The following is a 24761-nucleotide window of genomic DNA, read 5'->3' as shown; positions in this document are numbered from 1 at the left end:
CCATATGGCTCGCGTTATACTGAGCCATCATGAATTATCGAGAGAGTGGACGATGACAGCACAAACCGGTATTTGCGCCGAACCCAATCTTCATGCCTATTACCTGATGTTCGACATCAAGCCCGACGGCTTTGGTGCCGTGCGTGCCGCCCTGGCCGAGTTGCCCGCCTTGTGGCAGCCCCTGCAGCGGGACTATCCGGATGCCGCCTTCTCCGGCCTGGTGGCGGTGGGCAATGAGGCCTGGGATGAGCTTTACCCTGTGGCCCGCCCGGCCGAGCTGGCTCCCTTTCCGGCGCAGCAGGAAGGGCTGCGTATCGCACCCGAAACCCCGTTCGACCTGTTCTTTCAACTGCGGGCCGACCGGCTCGACGTGGCCTATATCGCGGTGCAAGGTGTCATGGTATTACTGGCCGGCAAGGTGGAACTGAAAGACGAGCGGCAGGGCTTTCGTTATCTCGACGGCCGCGATATGACCGGTTTTGTGGACGGTACCGAAAACCCCGAGGGTGAACACAAGGCCGAGGTGGCGCTGGTGGGCGAGGGCCGTTTTGTCGATGGCAGCTACCTTCATGTGCAGCGTTACAAGCACAAGATGGCACGCTGGCAAAGGCTGGCGGTGAAGGCGCAGGAAGATATCTACGGCCGTACCAAGGTGGATAACATCGAGTACGAGTCGGCCCATAAGGCCCCGACGGCTCATACCAAAAGAACCAGCCTCAAGGATGCCTCCGGCAGCAGCATGGAAATTCTGCGCCAGAGCATGCCCTGGGGTACGGCGGCGGAGCAGGGGCTGGTGTTTGTTTCCTGCTGCAACACCTCGCTGCACTTTACCCGCATGCTGGACAGCATGTTTCAGCTCGACGACAGGGGACACTTCGATCACCTGACGCTGTTTACCCAGGCCGAAACCGGCGCCGCCTTCTTCGCGCCGTCACAAGAGTGGCTGGTTGCACAGGGGGATCTGTAAACAAGGCTGTAAGGGAATAGCTCGAAGCGGCAAGCCACCCGAGTTGTTTGCGGGCGTTTCGGTGATGGCTGTCGGCGCCAACTTATTCGGTGTGGAGCGGCCGGTGAGTCGGAATACCGACTCACCGGTTATTTAAATGCCACCTGTTGTTTCTTGGAGCTTATCGCTGACGGTGTTCTTTAAACGTATTGTTCGAACAGCTCCAGTACGCTCTGGAACAGCGTTTCTATCGGGGTGTCGTTGGTGGGGGTGATGAAGATGGTGTCATCACCGGCGATGGTGCCGAGAATGCCTTCTGCCTTGCCGAGAGAGTCGAGCATGCGGGCAATCAGCTGGGCAGCACCGGGGCTGGTGTGGATGACGATGAGCGCACTGTTGTGGCCTACATCCAGCACCAGGTTTTTCAGCTGGCTGCTGCTGGTAGGCACGCCCAGTTCGACCGGCAGGCAATAGACCATTTCCATCTTGGCATTGCGGGTACGCACGGCGCCGAACTTGCTAAGCATGCGCGAAACCTTGGACTGGTTGATATTATCGAATCCCAGATCCTGCAGCGCACTCACTATCTCTGCCTGGGATCCGAAGCGTTCTTCCTTGAGCAGGGCCTTGAAGGCCTTGATCAGTTGTTCTTGCTTTTCGTTCATTTTTTGCAGCCGACTGAGCGTGGTTGAATGGGACATATTGTCTATCCGTGGCCATTTTTTATCAAGGATTAGTCATTTGTTTTGCATAAAGATGCAAAATTAGCTTGCATTAACATCAATGCAAAATAAAATCAGCCGAACACTCTGACAAATGATGTGAACATAGCGCATGGGCATAGAATTCAGTGGCATTTGCAAGTCCTGGGCTGGTCAGGAAATTTTAAGCCAGGTTTCGCTTAAATGCGATGCCGGAGAGACATTAGTGCTACTTGGGCCAAGCGGTGCAGGAAAAAGTTCTCTGTTACGGTTGCTCAACCTGCTGGATATTCCGGATTCTGGTGAATTGACCATTGCCGGTGAGCAGTTCTCCTTTCCCGATGCTCGCTCGAGCCAGGTGCAGAAAAGAGCTCAGCAACTGCGCGGCAAGGTTGGCATGGTGTTTCAGCAATATCACTTGTGGCCACATCTGACGGTAGAGCAGAACCTGCTGGAGGCGCCGCTCAAGGTGCTGGGCATGGACAAGACCAGGGCGCAGGATAAAGCCGGTTACCTGCTGAGTCAGCTGAAACTGGCCGACAAGCGGCATGCCTGGCCGGGGGCGCTGTCTGGTGGTCAGCAGCAGCGGGTGGCGATCGCCCGGGCGCTGATGATGAATCCTTCGGTGCTGCTGTTTGATGAACCCACGGCGGCACTGGATCCGGAGATAACCAAGGAAGTGGCCGACATTATTCTGCAATTGGGGCAGACTGGCATTACTCAGGTAATAGTGACCCACGAAGTCGGCTTTGCCCGCCGTATAGCGACCAAGGTAGCCTATCTTGAACAGGGCCGTTTGGTAGAGTACGGCGATACCGGGCTGCTCGACCATCCCCAGACTCGGCGGTTGGCCGAGTTTCTGACCCATTAATGACTATAAGGACATCATCATGAACAAGACCCTGTTATCCCTGGCCCTGCTGGCCACTTTTGGTACCGCTCAGGCGGCGGAAGTGAAGTTTGTTACCAATGCAGCCTATCCTCCCTTTGAATTTGTCGATGAAAATAACGAGATGCAGGGTTTCGATCTCGATCTGGCCAGGGCGCTGTGTGACGTGGCGGTCCTGCAGTGCAGCTTTCATAATCAGTCCTTCGACAGCCTGATCCCGAGCCTCAAGTTCCGTCGTTATCATGCTGCCATCGCCGCCATGGACATCACGCCCGAGCGTGCCAAGCAGGTGGACTTCAGCGATATCTATTACGAAAACTCCGCCGTGTTCGTGGCGCCGACCGGCAAGTTCGACGGCATCGACGGCCTGAAAGACAAGACCGTCGGCGTGCAGAACGGCACCTCGCACCAGAAATACATCCAGGACAAGCTGGAAAGTGAAGGTCTGGAGTCTCGTCCCTATCAAAGCGTGCAGGATGCGTTGCTCGACATGACCAACGGTCGTTTGAATGCCGTCTTTGCCGATACCGCCGTGGTCGGTGAATGGCTGGGCAAGAACGAGGGCTACGCGGTACTGGGTGAACGCATCACCGATGACAATTACTTTGGTACCGGATTCGGCATCGCGGTGACCAAGGGCAACAAGGAGCTGCTCGATCAACTGAACCAGGGGCTGGCAGAGCTCAAGGCCAACGGCAGCTACGACCTTATCTACCAAAAGTATTTCCCTCAGTAATATGCTGACTCACCTGATGAATGCCAGCCTGATGACGCTGGGGCTGGCATTGATGTCATTGGCGGCCGGCCTGGTTCTGGCCATCCTGCTGTGCGGCGCCGAGATGAGCCGCTTTGCGGTGTTACGCTGGCCGACAACCCTGCTGACCACTGTGCTGCGCGGCTTGCCTGAAATCCTGGTGGTGTTTTTCATCTATTTTGGCTCTACCCAGATACTGTTTCTGCTGACCGGCGAGTATCTGGAATTCAGCCCCTTCTGGTGCGGAGTGACGGCCTTGTCGTTGTTGTTTGCCGCCTACGCCGCCCAGACGTTGCGCGGAGCGCTGAACGCGGTACCTCGTGGTCAGCGACAGGCGGCGCAGGCGCTGGGTCTGCCGCCCCTGTACACCTTTGTGCGCATCGTGTTGCCGCAAACCTGGCGCCATGCGCTGCCGGGGCTGGGCAACCAGTGGCTGATCCTGCTGAAAGACACCGCGCTGGTGTCCCTGATCGGGGTGCACGATTTGATGTATCAGGCCAAGGCCATTGCTGCCCGTACCTACGAGCCCTTTACCTGGTACGGCATAGCGGCGCTGATTTATCTGGCGATTACCGTGCTCAGCCAGCAGGGATTGAAGCGGCTTAGAACCAGGGTAACCCGTTATGACTGAGTGGCTCTATTATCTGCCGACCTTGCTGCAAGGGGTGAAAATCACCCTGACCATTACCGGTGCCGGCCTCTTGCTGGGGCTGGTGATAGCTCTGTTGCTGACCTGGGTGCTGGAGCGCCGTGTACCGGTGCTGGCGCAGCTGACGGAAGCTTATTTGCTGTTGCTGACCGGTACCCCGCTGCTGGTACAGATTTTTTTGGTGTATTATGGGCCGGCCCAGTTTGACTGGATCAAGACCAGCTGGGCCTGGACTTATCTGCGCGAGCCCATGTTCTGCGCCATTCTGGCGTTGGGCATGAATGCCGGTGCCTATACCTGCCGCTTGTTCAAGGGGGCCCTGGACGCGGTGCCGAAAGGCGAAACCCTGGCCTGCCAGGCGCTGGGCATGAACGGTTGGCAGACGCTGAGCGTCAAGCTGCGCCATGCCGGCAGGCGGGTGATCCCGGCCTATTCCAATGAAGTGGTACTGGTACTCAAGGGCAGCTCGCTGGCCAGCACCATCTCGATCATGGAAATCATGGGCCTAGCCCAGCGGCTCAATGGCCAGACCTACGACACCCTGGCGGTGTTTGGGATGGCGGGCGCCATTTATCTGATTCTGAATGGCCTGCTGACTTTTTTGTTTCGTCTGCTCGAGCGGCGGGCCTTGGTATTCCAGACTCAGGGATGAACGGCGCTGTCTCACAGAACCACATATTCAGCATCCCTTAACCATTGTCTTTCTGTGGCGCTTTCGCTATGTTGCTAAAGTCCCAGGAAACGTCTAACAACCCAATAATAACGGAGTTCAGTCATGAAAGTTGCCGTACTTGGAGCCGCCGGTGGTATCGGCCAGGCTCTGGCCCTGCTGTTGAAAAACAACCTGCCTGCCGGTTCTGCATTAAGCCTGTACGATATCGCCCCCGTCACTCCCGGTGTTGCCGCCGATCTGAGCCACATCCCGACCGCCGTCAGCGTGGTTGGCTTTGGTGGTGAAGATCCGACTCCTGCACTGGAAGGTGCCGACATCGTGCTGATCTCCGCCGGTGTTGCCCGTAAGCCGGGCATGGACCGTGCCGATCTGTTCAACGTGAACGCCGGTATCGTCAAGAACCTGATCGAAAAAGCCGCCGCCACCTGTCCCAAGGCCTGTATCGCCATCATCACCAACCCGGTGAATACCACTGTGCCGATTGCCGCCGAAGTGCTGAAGAAAGCCGGCGTCTACGACAAGAACAAGCTGTTTGGTATCACTACTCTGGACGTTATCCGCGCCGAGACTTTCGTGGCCGAAGCCAAGGGCCTGAACGTGTCCGACGTTAAAGTACCGGTGATCGGTGGCCACAGCGGTGTGACCATACTGCCGCTGCTGTCTCAGGTTGAAGGTGCTTCTTTCTCCGATGAAGAAATCGAGAAGCTGACCTATCGCATTCAGAACGCCGGTACCGAAGTGGTTGAAGCCAAGGCCGGCGGTGGCTCTGCCACCCTGTCCATGGGGCAGGCTGCCTGTCGTTTCGCGCTGTCTCTGGTCAAGGCCATGCAGGGCGAAAGCAACGTGGTTGAATGTACCTATGTCGATGGCGGCAGCGAGCACGCTCAGTTCTTCGCACAGCCAGTGTTGCTGGGCAAGAACGGCGTAGAAAAAGTGCTGCCTTACGGCGACATCAGCGCCTTCGAGCAGGCCGCGATGGACGGCATGCTGGAAACCCTGAAAGGCGATATCGCCAAGGGTGTCGAGTTCGTTAACCAGTAAGGTTCGAATTCGTTCAGATGAAAAAGGGAGCTTCGGCTCCCTTTTGCGTTTATGAATCGTAATGGGAGCTAATACCGATCCCAGTAATGATCTGGTCATATTGAGACCCCAGACCAGAGGCAACACAGCCGCCTCCCTCGACACGCCATAAACCCATTCCTGGGGGCTCGGAAATGCCGTCCCTGGCATTTCATGGTCGTGGGAGCCGTTCTCTGTTGCCTCTGCAGGAACACCGAGTTTTCCGCAGGCAGCGCTAACAGGCGGCGTCGGAGCATCAAGGAGGATTGATACAGAAATTAAATAGACCATTTGTTTAATGCGACCGGTATAACAAAAAGGTAGCGCAGGCGCTACCTTTTTATTTAATTTATAGCTGCTGGAGGGGTTCGGTTTTACATCACTCTTACAGGGCGTTTTTTATGCTGTAATACCAGGCCGGTAAAGCAAATGATGGCCGTCACTATGCCTATGGCTTGGCTGTATTCCATCGGTAAATTGAAACCAATCTGATTGGTTGTAATATAAGAGACAGTAATGGCCGTGCCGATAACGGCAGGAATACTGGTAACCCAATGGAAAGTGCCTCTGTCGAACAGGTACTTGGTGGCTAACCACAGCACGCTGGTGGATAGCAGCATGTTTGAGAAGGCGAAATAGCGCCAGATTAACGCGAAATCCAGGAGGGTCATCAAATAGGCGATACCAAGCAGGGGCGCAGATAATGCCAGTCTGTGCAAGCTGGTTTGTGAGATGCTGAACGCATCCATAATGGTTAAACGCAATGAGCGAAACGCAGTGTCGCCAGAGGTAATGGGGAAAATGGCGACAGCCAGAATAGCCATAACCCCACCAATTACACCCAGATAGCTGGTTGCAATATGGTTAACCACCAAGCCTGGGCCACCAATATCCAGCATTGATTTCAACTCTTCATAACCACCAGGGAAAGCGGCAATACCCGCCAGGGCCCATACACAACCGACGATGCCTTCACACATCATGGCGCCATAAAACACCGGGCGTGCATATTTCTCATTGGTAAGGCAACGGGCAATCATAGGCGATTGTGTGGAGTGAAAACCACTGATGGCACCGCAGGTAATGGTTAGGAACAATAACGGCCATACGGGTAAACCATCCGGATTGGGCGTTAACAAGTCCGCATGGTCATGCCCATCAAAGTAAGCAAAAACATCGCCCACTTGCGGCAGGTGCGGTGCTTCCAGTAACAAGGCCCCGGCAATCAAGGTGGTCATGACAATCATTAACAGACCAAATAACGGATACAGCTTGGTGATGATTTTATCGATGGGTAGCAAGGTAGCTAAAAAGTAATAGCCTAAAATCAACAATACCCAGAAGCTGTTGCCGGCTAGAAAGGTGCCTTCAAAATAGGATAGGTTACTCAATAGCCCTGCCGGGCTCATAATAAAAACCACACCCACAAAAAACAGCAGCATGCAGGTAAACACCAGCATGATACCTTTGAAGACCACGTTATAATAATGACCGGCAATTTCCGGTAAACTTTTACCATCCTCTTTCAGGCTCATTACACCCGAGAAATAGTCATGTATCGCGCCACCTAATACGTTACCAATCACGATCCACACCAATGCAATGGGCCCATAGAGGGCACCGAGAATAGGGCCGAAAATGGGTCCAACACCGGCAATGTTCAGGAATTGAATTAAAAACGCTCTAACCGGGCTGATGGCAACGTAGTCAACACCGTCATCCAGGCGTTGCTGAGGCGTGCGCGCCTTAGGGTCTATGCCCGCTTGTTTTTCAACAAAGGGGCCGTAGAACTTATAACCGAGAATAAGTAAGGTAATACTGATAAAGAAAATAAGCATTTATAAAATCCCTTATTAATTAAGTGCTTGGTGGTTCACCTTTCCTGCCTGGTAACACACTACCGACCTACTGAGTACCAGATTATAGCCGCAGGTGTTGATGATTAAACTTAACCGGGGCGGCTTGAGTTATCCGGCTGATGACGGGGCATCTTTCGCGTGATTTGGTCAAACCTTGATTGATTCTGCCGCAACATGTGTGTTGGTATGTTGCAAGAGATCATATTATCAGGGAGTAAATTCAGGTATTAACCATTCTGCTGATCCGGGCTCTGGCCCGAGGAGCCGAACGTTTTCCGATATGTCGGGATCCGGAATGTACGGGCGTTTTTACTTTGTCCAGGCCAGCCCTACCTTTGCGCCGTTGCGCCGACCCAGCTGCCGGCTAATCCAACGGCCGGTCTGCACCAGTTGGTCCAGATTCACGCGCGTCAGCATACCTAAGCCCTGTAATAAATACACCACTTCTTCGGTGGCGACATTACCCGAAGCTCCGGGGGCGTAAGGGCAACCGCCGAGGCCGGCTACCGAGCTGTCAATAATGCGTATTCCGTGCTCAAGGGAGGCATAAATGTTTACCAGCGCCTGGCCGTAGGTATCGTGAAAATGTACCGCTAGCTGCGGCAGGGGGACTTCTTGACTCACGGCGCTCAGCAGGGCTTTTACCCGCGTGGGTGTGCCGGTGCCCAGCGTATCGCCCAGAGAAATTTCGGCACAACCCATTTGATACAAGGCGCTGGCGACTTGTGTTGCCGCCTCAGGAGTAATGGCGCCTTCATAAGGGCAGTCCAGCACGGTAGACACATAACCGCGCACCGGTATGCCTTGCTCTTGAGCCAGGGCTAACAGCGGCGCAAAGCGTGCCAGGCTGGTGGCGATAGAGGCATTGATATTGTGCCGGCAGAAGGACTCCGAGGCGGCGGTGAACACGGCCACCTGGTCAACACCGGCGGCCAGGGCGGCTTCCAGCCCCTTGAGGTTGGGGGTCAGGGCGCTGTAGATAACGTGGGGGCGGCGTCGAATGCCGGTGAGCACGGCGTGGCCATCGGCCATCTGCGGTACCCACCTGGGAGAGACGAAACTCGCGGCCTCGATATGACGCAGGCCGCAGTCGGCCAGCCGTTCGACCAGCTCGATTTTGATGGCGGACGGCACCGAAGCCGCTTCGTTTTGCAGCCCGTCCCGCGGGCCGACTTCCACCAGTCTGACCTTGTCGCTCATGGTGTCTCTTGCTCCTGATCCTGCTCTTGATCCTGTTCTGGCTCCAGTCGCAGCAGCTCGGCGCCTTCACCAACCTGGCTGCCTTCCCGGTAATACAGCTCGGCCACCCGCCCGGCGGCTGGGGCGACAATAGGGTGCTCCATCTTCATCGCCTCCAGGATCAACAGGGTCTGGCCGGCAGCCACCGACTCGCCAGTCGCCACCTTTAGCTGACCGATGAGCCCCGGCATGGGGGCACAGAGGCCGCTGCCATGTTGCGTTTTGGTGTGTTCGACATCGGACTGGTGTAATTGCACGTCGAAACGCTCGGCCTGATAAAACAGCCATAGCCTATGCTGATGCCGGGCCAGATGGCAACGCAGCGGCACCCCGTCGATCACCGTCTGCAAACGGTCTCGGTGCAGTTCGGCGGTGACTTGATGTGATTGACCGTCAACCGTTACTTTCCAGCCTTCACATTCAAGATGAATATCGACCTCGCAGATCTGGCTTTCCAGCATGAACGAGAGGTGGCGACGGCTAGGTAGATTGAGCCACCAGCCCTGTCGGCCGGCGAAGGGGGAGGCGTCTTCGTCGGATTCGGTGAGCAGAACAAAGGCGGTGCAGAGCGCCAGCACCCGGGAGGGCGCCAGGGAGGGCGGCGAAAATAACAGCTCACTGTGTTGTTCGATAAAGCTGGTGTGCAGATCTGCGGCCCTCAACGGGGCCGACCCGGCCAGCGCGTGCAGAAAGCGCAGGTTGGTGCGGACACCGCCGATGCGATACTGGCCCAGGGAGCTTGTCAGCTGCTGCAGTGCTCGTTCGCGGCTCTGGGCCCAGACGATTAGCTTGGCGATCAGCGGATCGTAGAAGATTCCGACTTCGTCGCCTTGGCGCACGCCGGTATCCAGCCGGATAACGGTATCTGGTCTGGTCATGATGCCGGTATCGGGCTCGTGCAGATAATGCAGGGTGCCGGCGGCGGGCAGAAAATCGTGCTCGGGATCTTCCGCATATACTCGTGCCTCCACGGCATGGCCCCGGATTTTTACCTGCTCCTGGGTCAGAGGCAGCGGCTCGCCGGCGGCGACGCGCAATTGCCATTCCACCAGATCCAGGCCGGTGACCAGTTCGGTAACCGGATGTTCCACCTGCAGGCGGGTGTTCATTTCCATGAAGAAAAAGCGGCCGTCCTCCAGACACAGAAACTCCACCGTGCCGGCCCCGCGATAGTTGATAGCCAGTGCCGCCCGTACCGCCGCCTCGCCCATCTTGACACGGGTTTCCGGCGAAAGGTTGGGGGCGGGGGCTTCTTCCAGCACCTTCTGGTGGCGGCGCTGCACCGAGCAGTCCCGTTCCGCCAGATAGATGCCATGGCCGAACTGATCGCAAAATACCTGCACCTCCACATGGCGGGCCTCTGGTAGGTAACGTTCCAGCAGCATGGCGTCGTTGCCGAAAGCGGCCTTGGCTTCTCGCCGGGCGGACGCCAGAGCCTCGTCGAAATCATCAATCGTATGTACCAGCCGCATGCCCTTGCCGCCGCCGCCGGCTACCGCCTTCAGCAGCAGCGGAAAGCCGCAGCGCTCGGCTTCATGGCGCAACACCGGCAGGCTTTGGTTGTTGTCGTGATAGCCGGGCACCACGGGCACACCGGCGGCACTCATCAGCGCCTTGGCGGTAGACTTGGAGCCCATGGCGGTGATGGCGGCGGCGGGCGGTCCTATAAAGACCAGTCCCTGCTCGGCACAGGCATGGGCGAAATCGGCGTTCTCCGACAGAAAGCCGTAGCCCGGATGAATGGCCTCGGCGCCGGCGGCCTGCGCAATGCTCAGCAGCTTGTCCTGGCGAAGATAGCTCTCGGCGGCCGGAGCCGGACCCAGCCGCCAGGCCTCGCCGGCCAGCTCCACATGGGCGGCATTTGCATCGGCATCGGAATACACGGCGACCGTCTCGATGCCGAGTCGGTGAGCGGTGCGAATGGTGCGACAGGCAATTTCACCCCGGTTGGCAATCAGTATTCTGCTAAACATCCTTATCCTCCCAGGCCGGCGGGCGCTTGTTGATAAAGGCATCCAGCCCTTCCCGAGCCTCGGCACCGACCCGCAGTGCGGCGAGGCGGCGGGCGCTGGAATTGAGCAGCGGCTCGTCGATGGGGTGCCCACAAAAGTCCCGTATCAGCCGCTTGGCGGCGGTGAGGGCCTGGGGGCCGTTGCGGATAATGGCCTTGATCAAGGGGACCGCCGCTTCATCCAGACTCTGCTCGGGAGTTGCCAACAAATGTACCAGCCCCAGCCGTTCGGCCACGGCGGCGTTTATGACTTCGGCGGTGAGCATATAGCGCCGGGCTTGTCGGGCGCCGATGGCGCGCAGTACATAGGGGCTGATGGTGGCAGGGATCAAGCCCAGTTTTGCTTCGCTCAGGGCAAGGCGCGCATCGGCCGCGGCCACCACCAGATCGCAGCAGGCAATCAACCCCAGGGCGCCACCGTAGGCGGCGCCCTGCACCAGCGCGATAGTAGGATGAGGAAAGCGGTCCAGTTGCCATAACAACCGCGCCAACTGCCGGGCATCGGCCAGATTCTGTGTCTCATCGAGGGTGGCGGCCCTTTGCATCCAGTTCAGATCCGCCCCGGCGCCGAAGTGTTTTCCGGTGCTGCGGACGATTAGCAAACGAAGATCGGGCAGGAGGGCAGCCTGTTCCAGCCGCTCGCTCATGGTGATAATCAACTGCTCGTCGAAGGCGTTATGGCGCTCGGGCCGGTCCAGTATCAGCTGCCAGACGCCGGGGCTATGCTCTTCAAGCCGCACTGTTTCCTTCATGATGCCTCCTACATGCGAAAGACCCCGAAGCGGGGCTCGTCCATGGGCCGGTTCAGCGCCAGTGCCAGACTCATGGCCAGCACGGTGCGGCTGTCGGCCGGGTCGATCACGCCGTCGTCCCACAGCCGGGCGCTGGCATAGCAGGAATGCCCTTCCCGTTCGTAGCGTGCGACGATGGGGGCCCTGAACGCGGCTTCGTCTGCTTCACTCCAGGCTTCACCGGTTTTTTCTTTCGCCTCGCGTCGTACCGTCGCCAGCACACCGGCGGCCTGTTCGCCACCCATCACCGAAATGCGGGCGCTCGGCCACATCCACAGAAAGTCCGGATCATAGGCCCGGCCGCACATGCCGTAATTGCCGGCGCCGAAGCTGCCGCCGATGATCAGGGTGATTTTGGGCACATTGGCGCAGGCTACCGCCATCACCAGCTTGGCACCGTGCTTGGCGATACCTTCGGCTTCGTATTTTCTGCCCACCATGAAGCCGGTGATGTTCTGCAAAAACAGCAGCGGTATTCGGCGCTGGCAGCACAGCTCGATGAAGTGGGCGCCTTTCTGGGCCGATTCGCTGAACAGGATGCCGTTGTTGGCAATAATACCGATAGGATAGCCGTGCAGGCGGGCGAAGCCGGTGACCAGGCTGGTGCCGTAGTCGCGCTTGAATTCGTCGAAGGCCGAGTCGTCCACCAGCCGGGCGATAACGTCGCGTACCTCGAACGCCTTGCGCAGGTCGGTACCGACGATGCCGTAGAGTTCTTCGGCGGGGTAACGGGGCGGCAGCGGAGCATGGGACGGTGCAGGCAGTGGCGAACGGTTGAGATTGGCGACCAGGCGGCGAGCCAGCCAGAGGGCATGGGCGTCGTCTTCGGCGGCGTGATCCGCCACGCCCGAGGTTTGAGTATGCACCTCGGCACCCCCCAGCTCTTCGGCACTGACCACCTCGCCGGTGGCGGCGCGCACCAGTGGCGGCCCACCGAGGAAGATGGTGCCCTGATGGCGTACTATGATGGACTCGTCCGCCATGGCCGGCACATAGGCGCCACCGGCGGTACAGAGCCCCATCACCACCGCCAGCTGGGGAATGTTGGCGGCGGACATCCGTGCCTGATTGAAGAAGATACGCCCGAAGTGCTCCCGATCCGGGAATACATCGGCCTGGCTGGGCAGATGGGCACCGCCTGAGTCGACCAGATAGAGGCAGGGCAGGCGACAGCGTTCGGCAATTTCCTGGGCGCGCAGGTGCTTCTTGACCGTGAGCGGATAATAGGTGCCGCCTTTTACCGTGGCGTCGTTGGCCACTATCATGCACTCGACCCCGCTGACTCGTCCTATGCCGGCGATCAGCCCCGCCGCCGGAAGAGCCTCGTCGTAGACATCAAGGGCCGCCAGTTGCGACAGTTCCAGGAAGGGTGCCCCCGGGTCCAGCAGCAAGCGCACCCGTTCCCGGGGTAGTAACTTGCCTCTGTCCGTGTGTCGTTTTCGACTGACTTCGCCGCCACCCTGCTCGATGATGGCGACCCGCTCCCGCAAGGCCGCCACCTCGGCGGCCATGGCCTCGTGATTTTCCCGGAACCGATCCGACTCGGGATCAACGTTATTGGGTAGTATGGTCATGGTTTGCTCCCAGGCAGCCAATTCGGAGTCGAAACAGCGGTAAAAAGGAGCAAGCTCTGCCGATCGTTGGCGCCATGGATGGCGCCGCCGAGCCCCCAGGGATGGGGTTACGGCGAGTCGGTGGAGTTGGCCCTTTTGCCGCTATGCGCCTTTGGCTTCGTTCTGCATTGATGATGGGCATACTTATCCACATATCAGCCGATTATCGATTCTGCACCAGTTCGCGGCCGATCAGCATGCGGCGGATCTCCGAGGTGCCGGCGCCGATTTCGTACAGCTTGGCATCCCGCAGCAGGCGGCCGGCGGGAAACTCGTTGATATAACCGTTGCCGCCCAGCAGCTGTATGGCATCCAGGGCCATCTGGGTGGCTGTTTCGGAAGCCAGCAGTATCACACCGGCGGCATCCTTGCGGGACAGCCGGCCCCGGTCTGCCGCCATCGCCGTCATATAGGTATAACAACGGGCGGCGTTCATCCGGGTGTACATGTCCGCCAGCTTGCCCTGTACCAGCTGAAAGTCGCCGATGGACTGGCCGAACTGCTTGCGCTCTCGTACATAAGGCAGCACCAGATCCATGGCCGCCTGCATGATGCCGAGCGGGCCACCGGCCAGCACCAGCCGTTCGTAGTCGAGCCCGCTCATCAGCACCTCCACTCCGCCGTTCGGCGGACCGAGCAGATTGGCGCCGGGCACCCGGCAGTCCTGAAACACCAGCTCGCAGGTGCTGGAGCCGCGCATGCCGAGCTTGTCGAGCTTCTGGGCGTGGCTGAAGCCGGGTGTGTCGCGCTCCACTATGAAGGCACTGATACCGCGGGCTCCGGCCTGGGGATCTGTCTTGGCGTACACGACCAGTACCTGGGCCTCGGGGCCGTTGGTGATCCACATCTTGGTGCCGTTCAGCACGAAGTCATCGCCGTCGGCACGGGCCTGCAGGCTCATCGACACCACGTCGGATCCCGCGTTGGGCTCGGACATGGCCAGGGCCCCGATATGCTCTCCGCTCAGCAGGGGCGGCAGGTAGCGCTGTTTCTGTTTTTCGCTGCCGTGGCGGTGGATCTGGTTGACGCACAGGTTGGAGTGGGCGCCGTAAGACAGCCCCACCGCCGCCGAGGCCCGGCTGATTTCTTCCATCGCCAGCACATGGGCCAGATAGCCCATGTTCACCCCACCGTAGGCGTCGTCCACCGTGATGCCGAACAGCCCCATGTCGCCGAGTCGGGGCCAGAGCTCGGCGGGAAAACGGTTGTCTCTGTCGATGGCCTCGGCCAGGGGGGCTATTTCGTGCGCGGCGAAGAGCGCGACCTGCTCTTGCAGCATGGTCAGGGTATCGTCCAGGCCGATATTCAGGGGCGGGTAGGGGGTCATGGCGTCCTCCTCTTTCTGGGGGCTGAACACGGATGAGGTGGTGGAGAATGTGGGCTCGTTTGCTGCCGGTATTGCCGAATTAACTATAGTGCAATGAAGCGAGCGAGGCTTGGCTAAGCTTGAATAAGTATTCGGAGGTGAATGGCGCTGGAAGGAGCGACATGCCGACGCGCTGTAAATACGTCCCTGTACGCTCGGACATGCCCTCCATGGCATGTCACGGTCGGTTTAGCCGCTTCCTTCCAGCGTCCTCCACCCCTTTATTGGCCGGTTGCTAGAACAGATGGAGCCAGCATGACCAACAGCGAGATAGTGATAGTGGGCGCAGCCCGCACGCCTATGGGGGCGCTGCAGGGGGAACTGGGCACAGTGCCGGCGCCGGAGTTGGGGGCCGCGGCCATTGCCGCCGCCCTGCAAAGAGCCGGGGTCGCGCCGGAGCAGGTGGATGAAGTGGTGATGGGCTGCGTGCTGGCGGCAGGCCTGGGCCAGGCGCCGGCCCGGCAGGCGGCGCTGGCGGCGGGACTGCCGGTGAGTACCGCTTGTTCCACGGTCAACAAGATGTGTGGCTCGGGCATGAAGGCGTTGATGCTGGCCTGCGACCAGCTCAGGGCGGGTAGTGCCGGTCTGATGATCGCCGGCGGCATGGAAAGCATGAGCCTGGCGCCCTACCTGTTACCCAGGGCGCGGGCGGGCTTGCGTATGGGGCATGTCCAGTTGCTCGATCACATGTTTTTCGACGGGTTGGAAGACGCCTATGAGGGCGGACTGATGGGCACTTTCGCCCAGCAGACGGCGGATAAATTTGGCGTCAGCCGGGAGGCGATGGACGGCTTCGCCCTCGAGTCGCTGAGTCGGGCGCAAAGGGCCATTACCGATGGTGATTTTGCCGAAGAAATCACCCCCGTGCCGGTGGAAAGTCGCCATGGCATTGTGGCGGTGGCGACCGACGAGCAACCGGGCAGGGCCAGACCGGAGAAGATTCGCCGGCTCAAGCCGGCCTTTACCCAAAGCGGCACCGTGACGGCCGCCAATTCCAGCTCCATTTCCGACGGTGCTGCGGCGCTGGTGGTGACCACCGCCGAACGGGCCCGGGCGCTGGGACTCAGCCCCCAGGCCCGGGTGCTGGCTCATGCCACTCATGCCCGGTTACCAGCCGAGTTCACCCTGGCACCCATCGGGGCCATTCGAAAAGTGCTCGAAAAGGTGGGCTGGCAGGCGGACGAGGTGGACCTGTTCGAGATAAACGAGGCCTTCGCCGTGGTCACCCTGCTGGCGATGAAGGAGCTGAAGCTGGATGCAGCCAGGGTCAACGTCAACGGTGGCGCCTGCGCCCTGGGCCATCCCATAGGGGCCAGTGGGGCGCGTATTGTGGTGACCCTGCTGCATGCCTTGCGTCGGCGCGGCTTGAAACGAGGGGTGGCGGCGCTGTGCATCGGCGGCGGCGAAGCCACGGCGGTGGCGCTGGAGCTGATTTAACCTGGAGCTTATTGAACCCAGAGGGAGTAAAACCATGGCGTATCAGGTTCCGCTGCTGATTGGCGGCAAAATGGTGCCCAGCCGCACCGAGCAATGGTTGGAGGTGAACAATCCGGCCACCCAGAAGGTGATTGCCCGTCTGCCCTGTGCCACGGCGGCGGAGGTAGAGGCGGCGGTGGCGGCGGCCAGTGATGCCTTTGTGACGTGGAAAGAAACTCCGGTGCCGGAGCGAGCCCGGCTGATGCTGCGTTATCAGGCGTTGCTGAAAGAACAGCACGACGAGATCGCCCGCCTGCTCAGCCGGGATACCGGCAAGACCTTCGAGGATGCCAAAGGCGATGTGTGGCGCGGTATCGAAGTGGTGGAGCAGGCCGCCAATATTGCCGCCCTCAGCATGGGCGAAGCGCTGGAAAACGTGGCCGGTGGCGTCGACTGTTACAGCCTGACCCAGCCGCTGGGTGTGTGTGTGGGCATCACGCCATTCAATTTTCCGGCCATGATACCGCTGTGGATGTTTCCGCTGGCCATCGCCTGCGGCAATACCTTCGTGCTCAAGCCATCGGAGCAGGATCCATTGGTGCCGATGCGACTGGCGGAGCTGTTTATGGAAGCCGGTGCGCCCGACGGCCTGCTGCAGGTGATACACGGTGGCAAGGAGGTGGTCGATTTGCTGCTGGTGCACTCTCAGGTGCGGGCCATTTCCTTCGTCGGCTCGGTTGCGGCGGGGCAGCATATCTACCGCACCGGCACCGAACACCTGAAGCGGGTACAAGCCTTTGCCGGCGCCAAGAACCACATGGTGGTACTGCCCGATGCCAACCGGCAGCAGGCAGTCAACAACCTGGTGGGTGCCTCGGTCGGCGCCGCCGGGCAGCGCTGCATGGCCATTTCGGTAGCGGTGCTGGTGGGTGAGGCCGGCAATTGGATACCCGATTTGAAGGCGGCGATGGCCAAGGTGCGCCCCGGCATCTGGAATGACCCGGATGCCGGTTACGGTCCCTTGATAAGCCAAGCTGCCAAAACGCGGGTGCTGCAGTTGATAACCAGGGGCAAAGGTGAAGGCGCCGACTGCCTGCTCGACGGCAGCCAGGTTCAGGTGAGCGGCTACCCGGACGGCAACTGGCTGGGACCGACCTTGTTCGGCGGCGTGACCAGCGACATGAGCATTTACAAGGAAGAGATCTTCGGCCCCGTATTGCTGGTGATGACGGTAGACAGCCTGGATGAGGCCATCGCCCTGGTGAATGCCAACCCCTATGGCAACGGCACCTCTATATTCACCGCGTCGGGGGCGGCGGCGCGGAAGTATCAGCACGAAATCCAGGTCGGACAGGTCGGCATCAATGTCCCCATACCGGTACCACTGCCGTTTTTTTCCTTCACCGGCTGGCGTAAGTCCTTCTACGGAGATCTGCATGCCTATGGCAAACAGGCAGTACGTTTTTACACCGAAACCAAGACCGTCACAGCCCGCTGGTTTGATGACGAGATCGTGGCCGGACCCAACATGTCGATTCACCTTAAATGAACAGCGGTATGTCTAAAGCCATCGGCCTGCATGTTAGTCACCAGTCGTTTGTGAAGCCGGCAAGAATAAGCATCAGCAGGGCTGCCTGTGCCGACACGCTTCAAGCTCCTCCCTGGGACGCACGGCGCATGCCATCCCTGATATGTGACGGTCGGCTCCGGCAATCCCTGCCGCTGCTTCACGCGACATCGGTGTTGCCTGATAGATGTTTTCGGGAGGCTCGGTGGCAGCTCAAAGGACCAGGAGTGTCTGTTTCGCCGCCCCCTCTGCGTCATGGACGGCGCGGGTTTACGGCGTGTTGGCGAAGCAGTGCCTTTTGTCCTGCGGAGTGCAGGACTCGACAGAAAACTTTTGTAGATTTCAGCTTAAGACTCAAGGCCATGACCAAAGGGAGATCTTATGGACTTTGAACTGAGTGACGAGCAAGGCGCCTTTGTCGAACTGGCCGATGACTTCGCCCGTAACGAACTGGAGCCCCATGCCGCCGACTGGGATCGGGACCATTACTTTCCGGTCGAGGTGCTGCAAAAGGCGGGAGAGCTGGGTTTCTGCGGCCTTTACACCCCCGAGTCGGCCGGAGGTCTGGGTCTGAGTCGGCTCGACGCCAGCCTGATCTTCGAACGCCTGTCCATGGGCTGCACCTCTACCACCGCCTTCCTCACCATCCACAACATGGTCACCTGGATGGTGGCTAGCTTCGGAACACGGGACGGTTGGGCTCGCTGGGGCGAAGGGCTGGTCACTGGGCAACTGCTGGGCTCCTACTGCCTGACCGAAGCCGGTGCCGGATCCGACGCCGCGGCTCTTAAAACCAGCGCCCGCCGGATCGGTGAGCATTACGAGCTCAATGGCAACAAGATGTTTATCTCCGGTGCCGGCAGTACCCAGGTGCTGGTCGTCATGGCCCGCACCGGCGGTGAGGGAGCCGGTGGCATTTCCGCCTTCGCGCTGGATGCCGACAGCCCCGGCATCACCTATGGCCGGCCCGAGGACAAGATGGGCTGGAACAGTCAGCCGACCCGCACCGTCACCTTCGAGGGGGTCAAGGTACCGGCAACCCAGCTGCTGGGGCGGGAGGGAGAAGGCTTCAAGATAGCGATGAAGGGGCTGGATGGCGGACGCATCAATATCGCCAGCTGCTCGCTGGGTACGGCCCAGCAGGCGCTGAACAAGGCGCGGCAGTATCTGCAGGAGCGCAGTCAGTTCGGCCGCAAGCTGACCGAGTTTCAGGCGCTGCAATTTACCATTGCCGACATGGCCACCGAGCTGGTGGCGGCCCGGCAACTGGTCCGGCTGGCTGCCTGCAAGCTGGATGCGGGCCACCCGGATGCTACTACCTATTGCGCCATGGCCAAGCGCTTCGTCACCGACGTGGGCTTTCGGGTGTGTGACCAGGCGCTGCAGCTGTATGGCGGTTACGGTTATATCCGTGAGTATCCGCTGGAGCGTTATCTGCGCGATACCCGGGTGCATCGTATTCTGGAAGGTACCAATGAGATCATGAAATTGCTGATTGCCCGTCGGGTGCTGGCGGAAGGAAGCGGGGAGTTGTGATGGTGTCGGTGAAACGGTGGCGCAAGACGGACAAAGGATCCGCTCCTCCGACTCGCCATGCACCCATCCCCGGGGCTCTCCGTTTTATTCCTGAAACGAAAGGTCGGCGGAGCAGATTCCCCTGTCTTCTTCGCAGCCGCCTGATGGCACCACCAGCAGACGGCCCCGAGTCGTTCAAAAGGCAAGGGGGATTGACTCTGAGAAAGCAGAAAAAGGAGAAAGAATGAGCGGCCTGATCATCGAAGAATATCAGACGGCTGATGGCAACCGTATCGGTCACGTCCGGCTGAATGCCGAGCGCAGCCTCAACGCCCTGACGCTGGAGATGATCGAACAGATGTTGCCGACACTGAGGGCCTGGCAACAGGATCCGCGGCTGGTGGCGGTGCTGCTCGATGGGGCCGGCGATAAAGCCTTTTGCGCCGGCGGCGATGTGGTGACGCTGTATCACTCCATTTGCGCCACCGGGCCTGACGATGAGCGGGGGCTGGCGCCGGTTCCCGAGTTGGCGGCTCGTTTCTTCGAGCAGGAATACCGGCTCGATTATCTGCTGCATACTTTCGGCAAGCCGGTGCTGTGCTGGGGCGGTGGCATCGTCATGGGCGGCGGCATGGGGCTGTTCAGTGCCAGCTCGCACCGTATCGTCACCGACACCAGCCGGCTGGCGATGCCGGAGGTGACCATAGCGCTGTATCCGGATGTGGGCGGCAGCTGGTTTCTCAATCATTTACCGCCGGGGCTGGGGGAATTTATTGCCCTGACCGGCTGTGCCATCAATGGGAACGACGCCCATTGGCTGGGACTGAGCAACAGGGCCATCGCCGCCGACAAGAGAGCCGAGTTGCTGCCGGCTTTGCTGGCGGTGGCAGACTGGAGCCGGCCCGAGGCGAGGGTAAATGCGGTGCTGCGGCAACTGGAGGCTGACTCGGCGGATGTTTTTTCCGGCTTGCCGTCTCCCTTGTGGCAGCATCAATTTCAGATCCGCCGCCTGCTGGATAAAGACCGACTGGAAGACAAGGTGGCGGCGATACTCGATGCCGAACTTGAAGACCCTTGGTATCACAAGGCCCGGCAAAGCCTGACGGTGGGCAGCCCGCTGGCTATAACCGTGATCGCCGAGCAGCTGCGCCGCAGCCGGCATAGCTCCCTGGCCGAGGTGTTTCGCCAGGAGCTGGCGCTGTCGGTGCAGTTGTGCCGGTTTCGCGAGTTTGCCGAGGGGATAAGGGCGCGGCTGATCGACAAAGACAACAGGCCCGACTGGACTTTCACCAGCCTGAAGGACGTGGACGAAGGGATATTGGCGGCTTTATTCGAATCACCCTGGCCGGTCAATCCGCTGACGAGTCTGTAACGGAGGTAGGCATTATGGCAAGCATCGCATTTATCGGTCTGGGCAACATGGGTAGCCCCATGGTGGCGAATCTGCTCAAGGTTGGGCACAGGGTGCGGGTATACGACCTGCTACCCGAAGCGGTTCGACGAGTCGCCGGGTTGGGAGCCATGGTGGCCGAGTCAGCCGCCGAGGCGGTGCAGCAGGCGGAAGTGGTGATTACCATGCTGCAAAGCGGTGCCCAGGTGGACTCACTCTATGTAAGCGGCCCGGATCCTTTGTTCGATCACCTGGCGGCGGGCATCCTGGTGATCGATTGCTCTACCATAGACGCAGTCACCGCCAGGGCTACGGCCGCCCAGGCCATGATCCATGGTCTGGAGTTTATCGACGCTCCGGTATCCGGCGGAGTGGCCGGTGCCGAGGCCGGCACCCTCACCTTTATCGTCGGGGGCACGGCGGCGCAATTTGCCCGGGCCGAACCTATTCTGAGTCAGATGGGACAGAGGATACTGCATGCGGGAGAGCACGGGGCGGGTCAGATAGCCAAGGCCTGCAACAACATGCTGCTGGCGGTGCAGATGGCGGGCACCTGTGAGGCGCTCAACATGGGCATCAACAACGGCCTGGACCCCAAGGTGCTGTCGGAGATCATCAAGCAGAGCTCCGGCAACAACTGGGTGCTGCAGGTCTATAACCCGGTGCCGGGTGTGATGGACAAGGTGCCCGCTTCCCGTGGTTATCAGGGGGGCTTTCAGATCAAACTGATGTGCAAGGATCTGAATCTGGCGATGGAGCTGAGTCGGGACAGTGGCTCGCCGGTTCCCATGGGGTCGGCGGCCAGGGCATTGTTCAACCTGCATCAGGTGGCGGGCTTTGATGAACTGGATTTTTCCAGCCTGCTGACGTTATTTCAGAAGACGCAGTAGTACCGGTTTGCTAGAGGGTCTGCTGGTGGATTTGATGGTCGCATGAAACCGGACAAAGGGCACGACGCCGCCGACATGCGGTAACCCCCCTCCTTGGGGGCTCAACCGACCATCATATGTCATGGTCGGAAAATGCTCCTGCCATTTCGACATCCCCGCCTTCCCTGGTGGTCTGATGGCATGAATGAGCTTGCATGGGGCGAGTTTGTCTCGCTATGACGTCTGGTTTCAGCCTGACCGAACGTCCTGTGAATGTTCGCAGTAGGCCGAAACAGTGGGTGTCATTTTCCCGTAGCGTGTCGGGGGGAGGCAGCCCTGCTGCCTCTTTGCTGTGAGGCTGATACGCGATCGCTGTTTTTCCGAAGGAGGTAAACAATGGACATCAAAGGCAAGGTGGTGGCGATGACCGGTGCGGGCCGGGGGCTGGGGCAGGCGATGGTGCATCATCTGGCCCGCAGAGGCGCGACGCTGGCGTTGATCGACAATAACGAGACGGCGCTGGCCAAAAGCGGCGAAATGGTGGCGGCCACCGGATCCCGGGTGGGGGTCTATCTGTGTGATATCACCGATGAAACCCAGGTGACGGAAACCTTCGGTCATCTGGTGCGGGAGCTGGGCGGGCTGGATGTGTTGGTCAACAACGCGGGCCTGATGCGCGATGCCCTGCTGGTCAAGCTGGAAGAAGGCAAGGTCGTCAACAGGATGAGCATGCAGCAGTGGCAGCAGGTGGTGGATGTGAACCTCACCGGCACTTTTCTTTGCGGGCGGGAGGCCGCGGCGATCATGGCCGAGCGGAGCCTGGGGGGACTTATCGTTAATATCTCCTCGGTGGCCCGGGCCGGTAATCGGGGCCAGAGCAATTATGCGGCCACCAAGGCCGGGGTGGCCGCGCTGGTAGTGTGCTGGGCCGGCGAGCTGAGCCGCCATGGCATCCGGGTGGCGGGCATCGCTCCCGGGGTGATAGGTACCCCGATGACGGCCCAGATGAAGCCGGAGGCGATGGCCCGCATTATCCGCTACATTCCGCTGGGGCGATTGGCTGAGGTTGACGAGCTGGTTCACAGCCTGCAGTACATTATCGACAACGATTATTTTCATGGTCGTATGCTGGAAATGGACGGTGGCCTGCGGTTGTAGGACTAAAGTCTGACTTGTCTGGCGGGGGCCTCGGGCGTAAAGTTTTTGCAACGCATACACAAACGGACGTGCTCCTGCGTTATTACAGAACCAATAAAAAATGATAACAAGCGCTACCACCTCCCCGATGCGGTGATTTCTCCAGACGATTGGAATTACCGCATCGGGGATTTTTATACCCGGCCGCTATGCTCATCGCGTTCAACATTCGATCTTTCTTACGCTCATGTCACGCTCGGACAAAGGGTTCGTTCCGGCGAGGTGGCCTACATAGATCCTGACATGCCATGGCCGGAAAATATTCCTGCCGCTCCGGCATTCCCGCCTTCCCCGGTGTCCGGATGGCATGTCCGAGCTTGCATGGGGCGAGCTTGTCTCGCCTTGACGAACCGTTTCAGCCTGACCGAACATCCAGTGAATGTTCGCAGCAGGTTGAAACAGTGAGTGTCACTCTAGGTTGCCTGTCGTGGGAGGCGGCGGTGCCCCCGGGGATCAGGACAAAATCCTGCTCGGATACTTAATGTAAGTAGTCTCACATATTTGGGTAGTTGGGACCGCTGCCGCCTTCCGGCGGTGTCCAGCGGATATTCTGCGCAGGATCCTTGATGTCGCAGGCCTTGCAGTGCACGCAGTTGGCGGCGTTGATCTGAAACCTGGGTTCACCGTCCGTGGTGACTATCTCGTAGACACCTGCGGGGCAATAACGCTGTGCCGGCTCTTCGAAGCGCGGCAGATTATCACGCAGCGGCAGCGCGGGATCGACCAGCACCAGATGACAGGGTTGATCCTCGTCGTGACCGGTATTGGCCAGATATACCGACGATAGCCGGTCGAACGACAACTGGCCGTCGGGCCTGGGGTAGTCTATTTTCGGGCTCCGGGCGGCGGGCGTCAGGGTGGCGTGATCGGGAATGCGGTCGTGCAGGGTCAATGGCAGCGAGCCCCCCAGCCAGTTGTGGTTCAGATAATTGAAGGCGCCACCCAGCCAGGGCCCGAATTTATGCAATGCGGGAATGAAGTTTCGGCTTTGCTTCAGCTCCTGGTGGAGCCAGCTGTCTTTGAAGGTCGCGTCGAAATCGGTGAGGGTGCGAGCGCCGGTATCACCGCCGGCCAGGGTCCGCACCAGGGTGTCGGCGGCCAGGATGCCCGACTTCATGGCGGTATGAATACCCTTGATCCTGGCGCCGTCCAGGGTACCGGCGTCGCACCCCAGCAGCAGGGCGCCGGGCATGGTCATGCGCGGCAGCGAGTTCAGGCCTCCCTTGGTAATGGTGCGGGCGCCGAAGGCCAGCCGTTTGCCGCCATAAAGGTGGCGGGACAGCAGCGGATGCTGCTTGAGTCGCTGACATTCCTCGAAGGGGCTGAGCCAGGGATTGGCATAGCCGAGATCCACGATAAGGCCCACCGCCGCCTGGTTGTCATCCCCGTGATACATGAAAAAGCCACCCTGAGCCTCTGCCAGTGGCCAGCCGCTGCCGTGTATCACCAGGCCGGGCCTGTGGTGTTCCGGCGCCAGCTGCCACAACTCCTTGATACCAAGCGCATAATGCTGAGGATCCCGGTCTTTGTCGAGCCCGAAACGGCCGATCAGTTCCTTGCCGATATGGCCGCGACTGCCTTCGGCAAAGAGGGTATACCTGGCATGCAGCTCCATGCCCGGCACATGGCCGGGTTTGAGGCTGCCATCTGCCGCCAGTCCCATATCGCCGGTCAGAATGCCGCACACGGCCCCCTGCTCGTCGTAAAGTGGTGCGCGGGCGGCGAAGCCGGGGAAAATCGACACCCCCAGTTGTTCGGCCTGTGTCGCCAGCCAGCGGCACAGGTTACCCAGACTGATGATGTAATTGCCCTGATTGTGCATGGGAGCGGGCACCAGGGCGGGAGGCAGCTCTATGCCGCCGGTCTGGCCGGTCAGCATATAGACACGGTCATCGCCGACGGCGGTGTGAACCGGTGCGCCTCTGGCTTGCCAGTCCGGGAACAGCTCGGCCAGGGCGCGAATGTCGAGCAGGGCGCCGGACAGAATATGCGCCCCCACCTCGGCGCCTTTTTCCACTACGCAGACGCTGAGGGTCAGGCCGGCGTCTTCGGCCTCCTGCATCAGCCGGCAGGCGGCCGACAGCCCGGCAGGACCGGCCCCCACTATCACCACATCAAACTTCATCGATTCCCGCTGCATCATCCGACCCTGCTGTTGTTGGAGCATGGCTAAAGTATTGTATTGGTTGTGGTATTTAACAAAGATGAAAACGGCAGGATCCGGCCTCATGGATTAGTATTAAGGCACATCCGACAG

Annotated in this window: 20 protein-coding genes; 12 read left to right on the top strand and 8 right to left on the bottom strand. The window is 59.7% G+C overall.

The features are described from left to right. Positions 1-52 precede the first annotated feature (52 nt). Complete coding sequence (locus tag ACLEIV_RS16035; RefSeq protein WP_410457633.1) at positions 53-967, top strand: Dyp-type peroxidase; 915 nt, start codon at positions 53-55, stop codon at positions 965-967. A 179-nt stretch (positions 968-1146) separates the two neighbouring features. Here the strand turns inward: ACLEIV_RS16035 and argR are convergent, their stop codons facing one another. Next, positions 1147-1647, bottom strand: a complete 501-nt coding sequence (gene argR / locus ACLEIV_RS16030; protein ID WP_410457632.1) for a transcriptional regulator ArgR — start codon at positions 1645-1647, stop codon at positions 1147-1149. A 133-nt stretch (positions 1648-1780) separates the two neighbouring features. Between argR and ACLEIV_RS16025 the strand changes: the two genes are divergently transcribed. The 5 genes from ACLEIV_RS16025 to mdh all read left to right on the top strand — a co-directional run bounded on the left by ACLEIV_RS16025 (position 1781) and on the right by mdh (position 5653). Continuing rightward, entirely contained in the window at positions 1781-2518 is a 738-nt protein-coding gene (locus tag ACLEIV_RS16025; protein WP_410457631.1) for an ATP-binding cassette domain-containing protein, read from the top strand. A gap of 19 nt (positions 2519-2537) precedes the next feature. Further along, positions 2538-3272, top strand: a complete 735-nt coding sequence (locus ACLEIV_RS16020; RefSeq protein ID WP_410457630.1) for a transporter substrate-binding domain-containing protein — start codon at positions 2538-2540, stop codon at positions 3270-3272. A gap of 1 nt (position 3273) precedes the next feature. Then, entirely contained in the window at positions 3274-3921 is a 648-nt protein-coding gene (artQ, locus tag ACLEIV_RS16015; protein WP_410457629.1) for an arginine ABC transporter permease ArtQ, read from the top strand. After that, positions 3914-4591: an arginine ABC transporter permease ArtM gene (artM, locus tag ACLEIV_RS16010; RefSeq protein ID WP_410457628.1), complete on the top strand. Its 678-nt coding sequence runs from the start codon at positions 3914-3916 to the stop codon at positions 4589-4591. Before artQ ends, artM begins: the two co-directional genes overlap by 8 nt. A gap of 123 nt (positions 4592-4714) precedes the next feature. Beyond that, positions 4715-5653 carry a malate dehydrogenase gene (gene mdh / locus ACLEIV_RS16005; protein ID WP_410457627.1) on the top strand — a complete coding sequence of 313 codons (939 nt, stop codon included), beginning with the start codon at positions 4715-4717 and terminating at the stop codon, positions 5651-5653. A 392-nt stretch (positions 5654-6045) separates the two neighbouring features. Here mdh and ACLEIV_RS16000 read toward each other — a convergent pair whose 3' ends face one another. The 6 genes from ACLEIV_RS16000 to ACLEIV_RS15975 form a co-directional block, all read right to left on the bottom strand. Continuing rightward, positions 6046-7509, bottom strand: coding sequence for a carbon starvation CstA family protein (locus ACLEIV_RS16000; protein WP_410457626.1), 1464 nt, complete (start codon positions 7507-7509; stop codon positions 6046-6048). Between the two features lie 330 nt (positions 7510-7839). Continuing rightward, the gene (locus ACLEIV_RS15995) at positions 7840-8730 is read right to left on the bottom strand and encodes a hydroxymethylglutaryl-CoA lyase (protein ID WP_410457625.1); all 891 of its coding nucleotides are present in this window, start codon (positions 8728-8730) and stop codon (positions 7840-7842) included. Continuing rightward, positions 8727-10742: an ATP-binding protein gene (locus ACLEIV_RS15990; protein WP_410457624.1), complete on the bottom strand. Its 2016-nt coding sequence runs from the start codon at positions 10740-10742 to the stop codon at positions 8727-8729. Before ACLEIV_RS15990 ends, ACLEIV_RS15995 begins: the two co-directional genes overlap by 4 nt. After that, the gene (locus ACLEIV_RS15985) at positions 10735-11532 is read right to left on the bottom strand and encodes an enoyl-CoA hydratase-related protein (protein WP_410457623.1); all 798 of its coding nucleotides are present in this window, start codon (positions 11530-11532) and stop codon (positions 10735-10737) included. Before ACLEIV_RS15985 ends, ACLEIV_RS15990 begins: the two co-directional genes overlap by 8 nt. Before the next feature lie 8 nt (positions 11533-11540). Further along, positions 11541-13145: a carboxyl transferase domain-containing protein gene (locus ACLEIV_RS15980; protein WP_410457622.1), complete on the bottom strand. Its 1605-nt coding sequence runs from the start codon at positions 13143-13145 to the stop codon at positions 11541-11543. A gap of 202 nt (positions 13146-13347) precedes the next feature. Next, positions 13348-14511: an isovaleryl-CoA dehydrogenase gene (locus ACLEIV_RS15975; RefSeq protein ID WP_410457621.1), complete on the bottom strand. Its 1164-nt coding sequence runs from the start codon at positions 14509-14511 to the stop codon at positions 13348-13350. Between the two features lie 294 nt (positions 14512-14805). Here ACLEIV_RS15975 and ACLEIV_RS15970 point away from each other — a divergent pair, with 294 nt between their 5' ends. From ACLEIV_RS15970 to ACLEIV_RS15945, 6 genes are all read left to right on the top strand, one after another. Then, the gene (locus ACLEIV_RS15970) at positions 14806-15987 is read left to right on the top strand and encodes an acetyl-CoA C-acyltransferase (protein ID WP_410457620.1); all 1182 of its coding nucleotides are present in this window, start codon (positions 14806-14808) and stop codon (positions 15985-15987) included. Between the two features lie 34 nt (positions 15988-16021). Continuing rightward, positions 16022-17515: a CoA-acylating methylmalonate-semialdehyde dehydrogenase gene (locus ACLEIV_RS15965; protein ID WP_410457619.1), complete on the top strand. Its 1494-nt coding sequence runs from the start codon at positions 16022-16024 to the stop codon at positions 17513-17515. A 399-nt stretch (positions 17516-17914) separates the two neighbouring features. After that, positions 17915-19069, top strand: coding sequence for an acyl-CoA dehydrogenase family protein (locus ACLEIV_RS15960; protein ID WP_410457618.1), 1155 nt, complete (start codon positions 17915-17917; stop codon positions 19067-19069). Between the two features lie 223 nt (positions 19070-19292). Next, a complete protein-coding gene (locus tag ACLEIV_RS15955; protein ID WP_410457617.1) occupies positions 19293-20420 on the top strand; it encodes an enoyl-CoA hydratase/isomerase family protein in 1128 nt (375 codons plus the stop codon). A gap of 14 nt (positions 20421-20434) precedes the next feature. Beyond that, positions 20435-21328, top strand: a complete 894-nt coding sequence (gene mmsB, locus ACLEIV_RS15950) for a 3-hydroxyisobutyrate dehydrogenase (RefSeq protein WP_410457616.1) — start codon at positions 20435-20437, stop codon at positions 21326-21328. A gap of 375 nt (positions 21329-21703) precedes the next feature. Beyond that, positions 21704-22465, top strand: a complete 762-nt coding sequence (locus ACLEIV_RS15945; RefSeq protein ID WP_410457615.1) for an SDR family NAD(P)-dependent oxidoreductase — start codon at positions 21704-21706, stop codon at positions 22463-22465. A 532-nt stretch (positions 22466-22997) separates the two neighbouring features. Here ACLEIV_RS15945 and ACLEIV_RS15940 read toward each other — a convergent pair. After that, entirely contained in the window at positions 22998-24644 is a 1647-nt protein-coding gene (locus ACLEIV_RS15940) for an electron transfer flavoprotein-ubiquinone oxidoreductase (RefSeq protein WP_410457646.1), read from the bottom strand. Between the last annotated feature and the right edge of the window lie 117 nt (positions 24645-24761).

The organism is Oceanisphaera submarina, from assembly GCF_046521305.1.
Lineage (GTDB): Bacteria > Pseudomonadota > Gammaproteobacteria > Enterobacterales > Aeromonadaceae > Oceanimonas > Oceanimonas submarina.
This window is presented reverse-complemented; position numbering and strand designations above follow the sequence as displayed.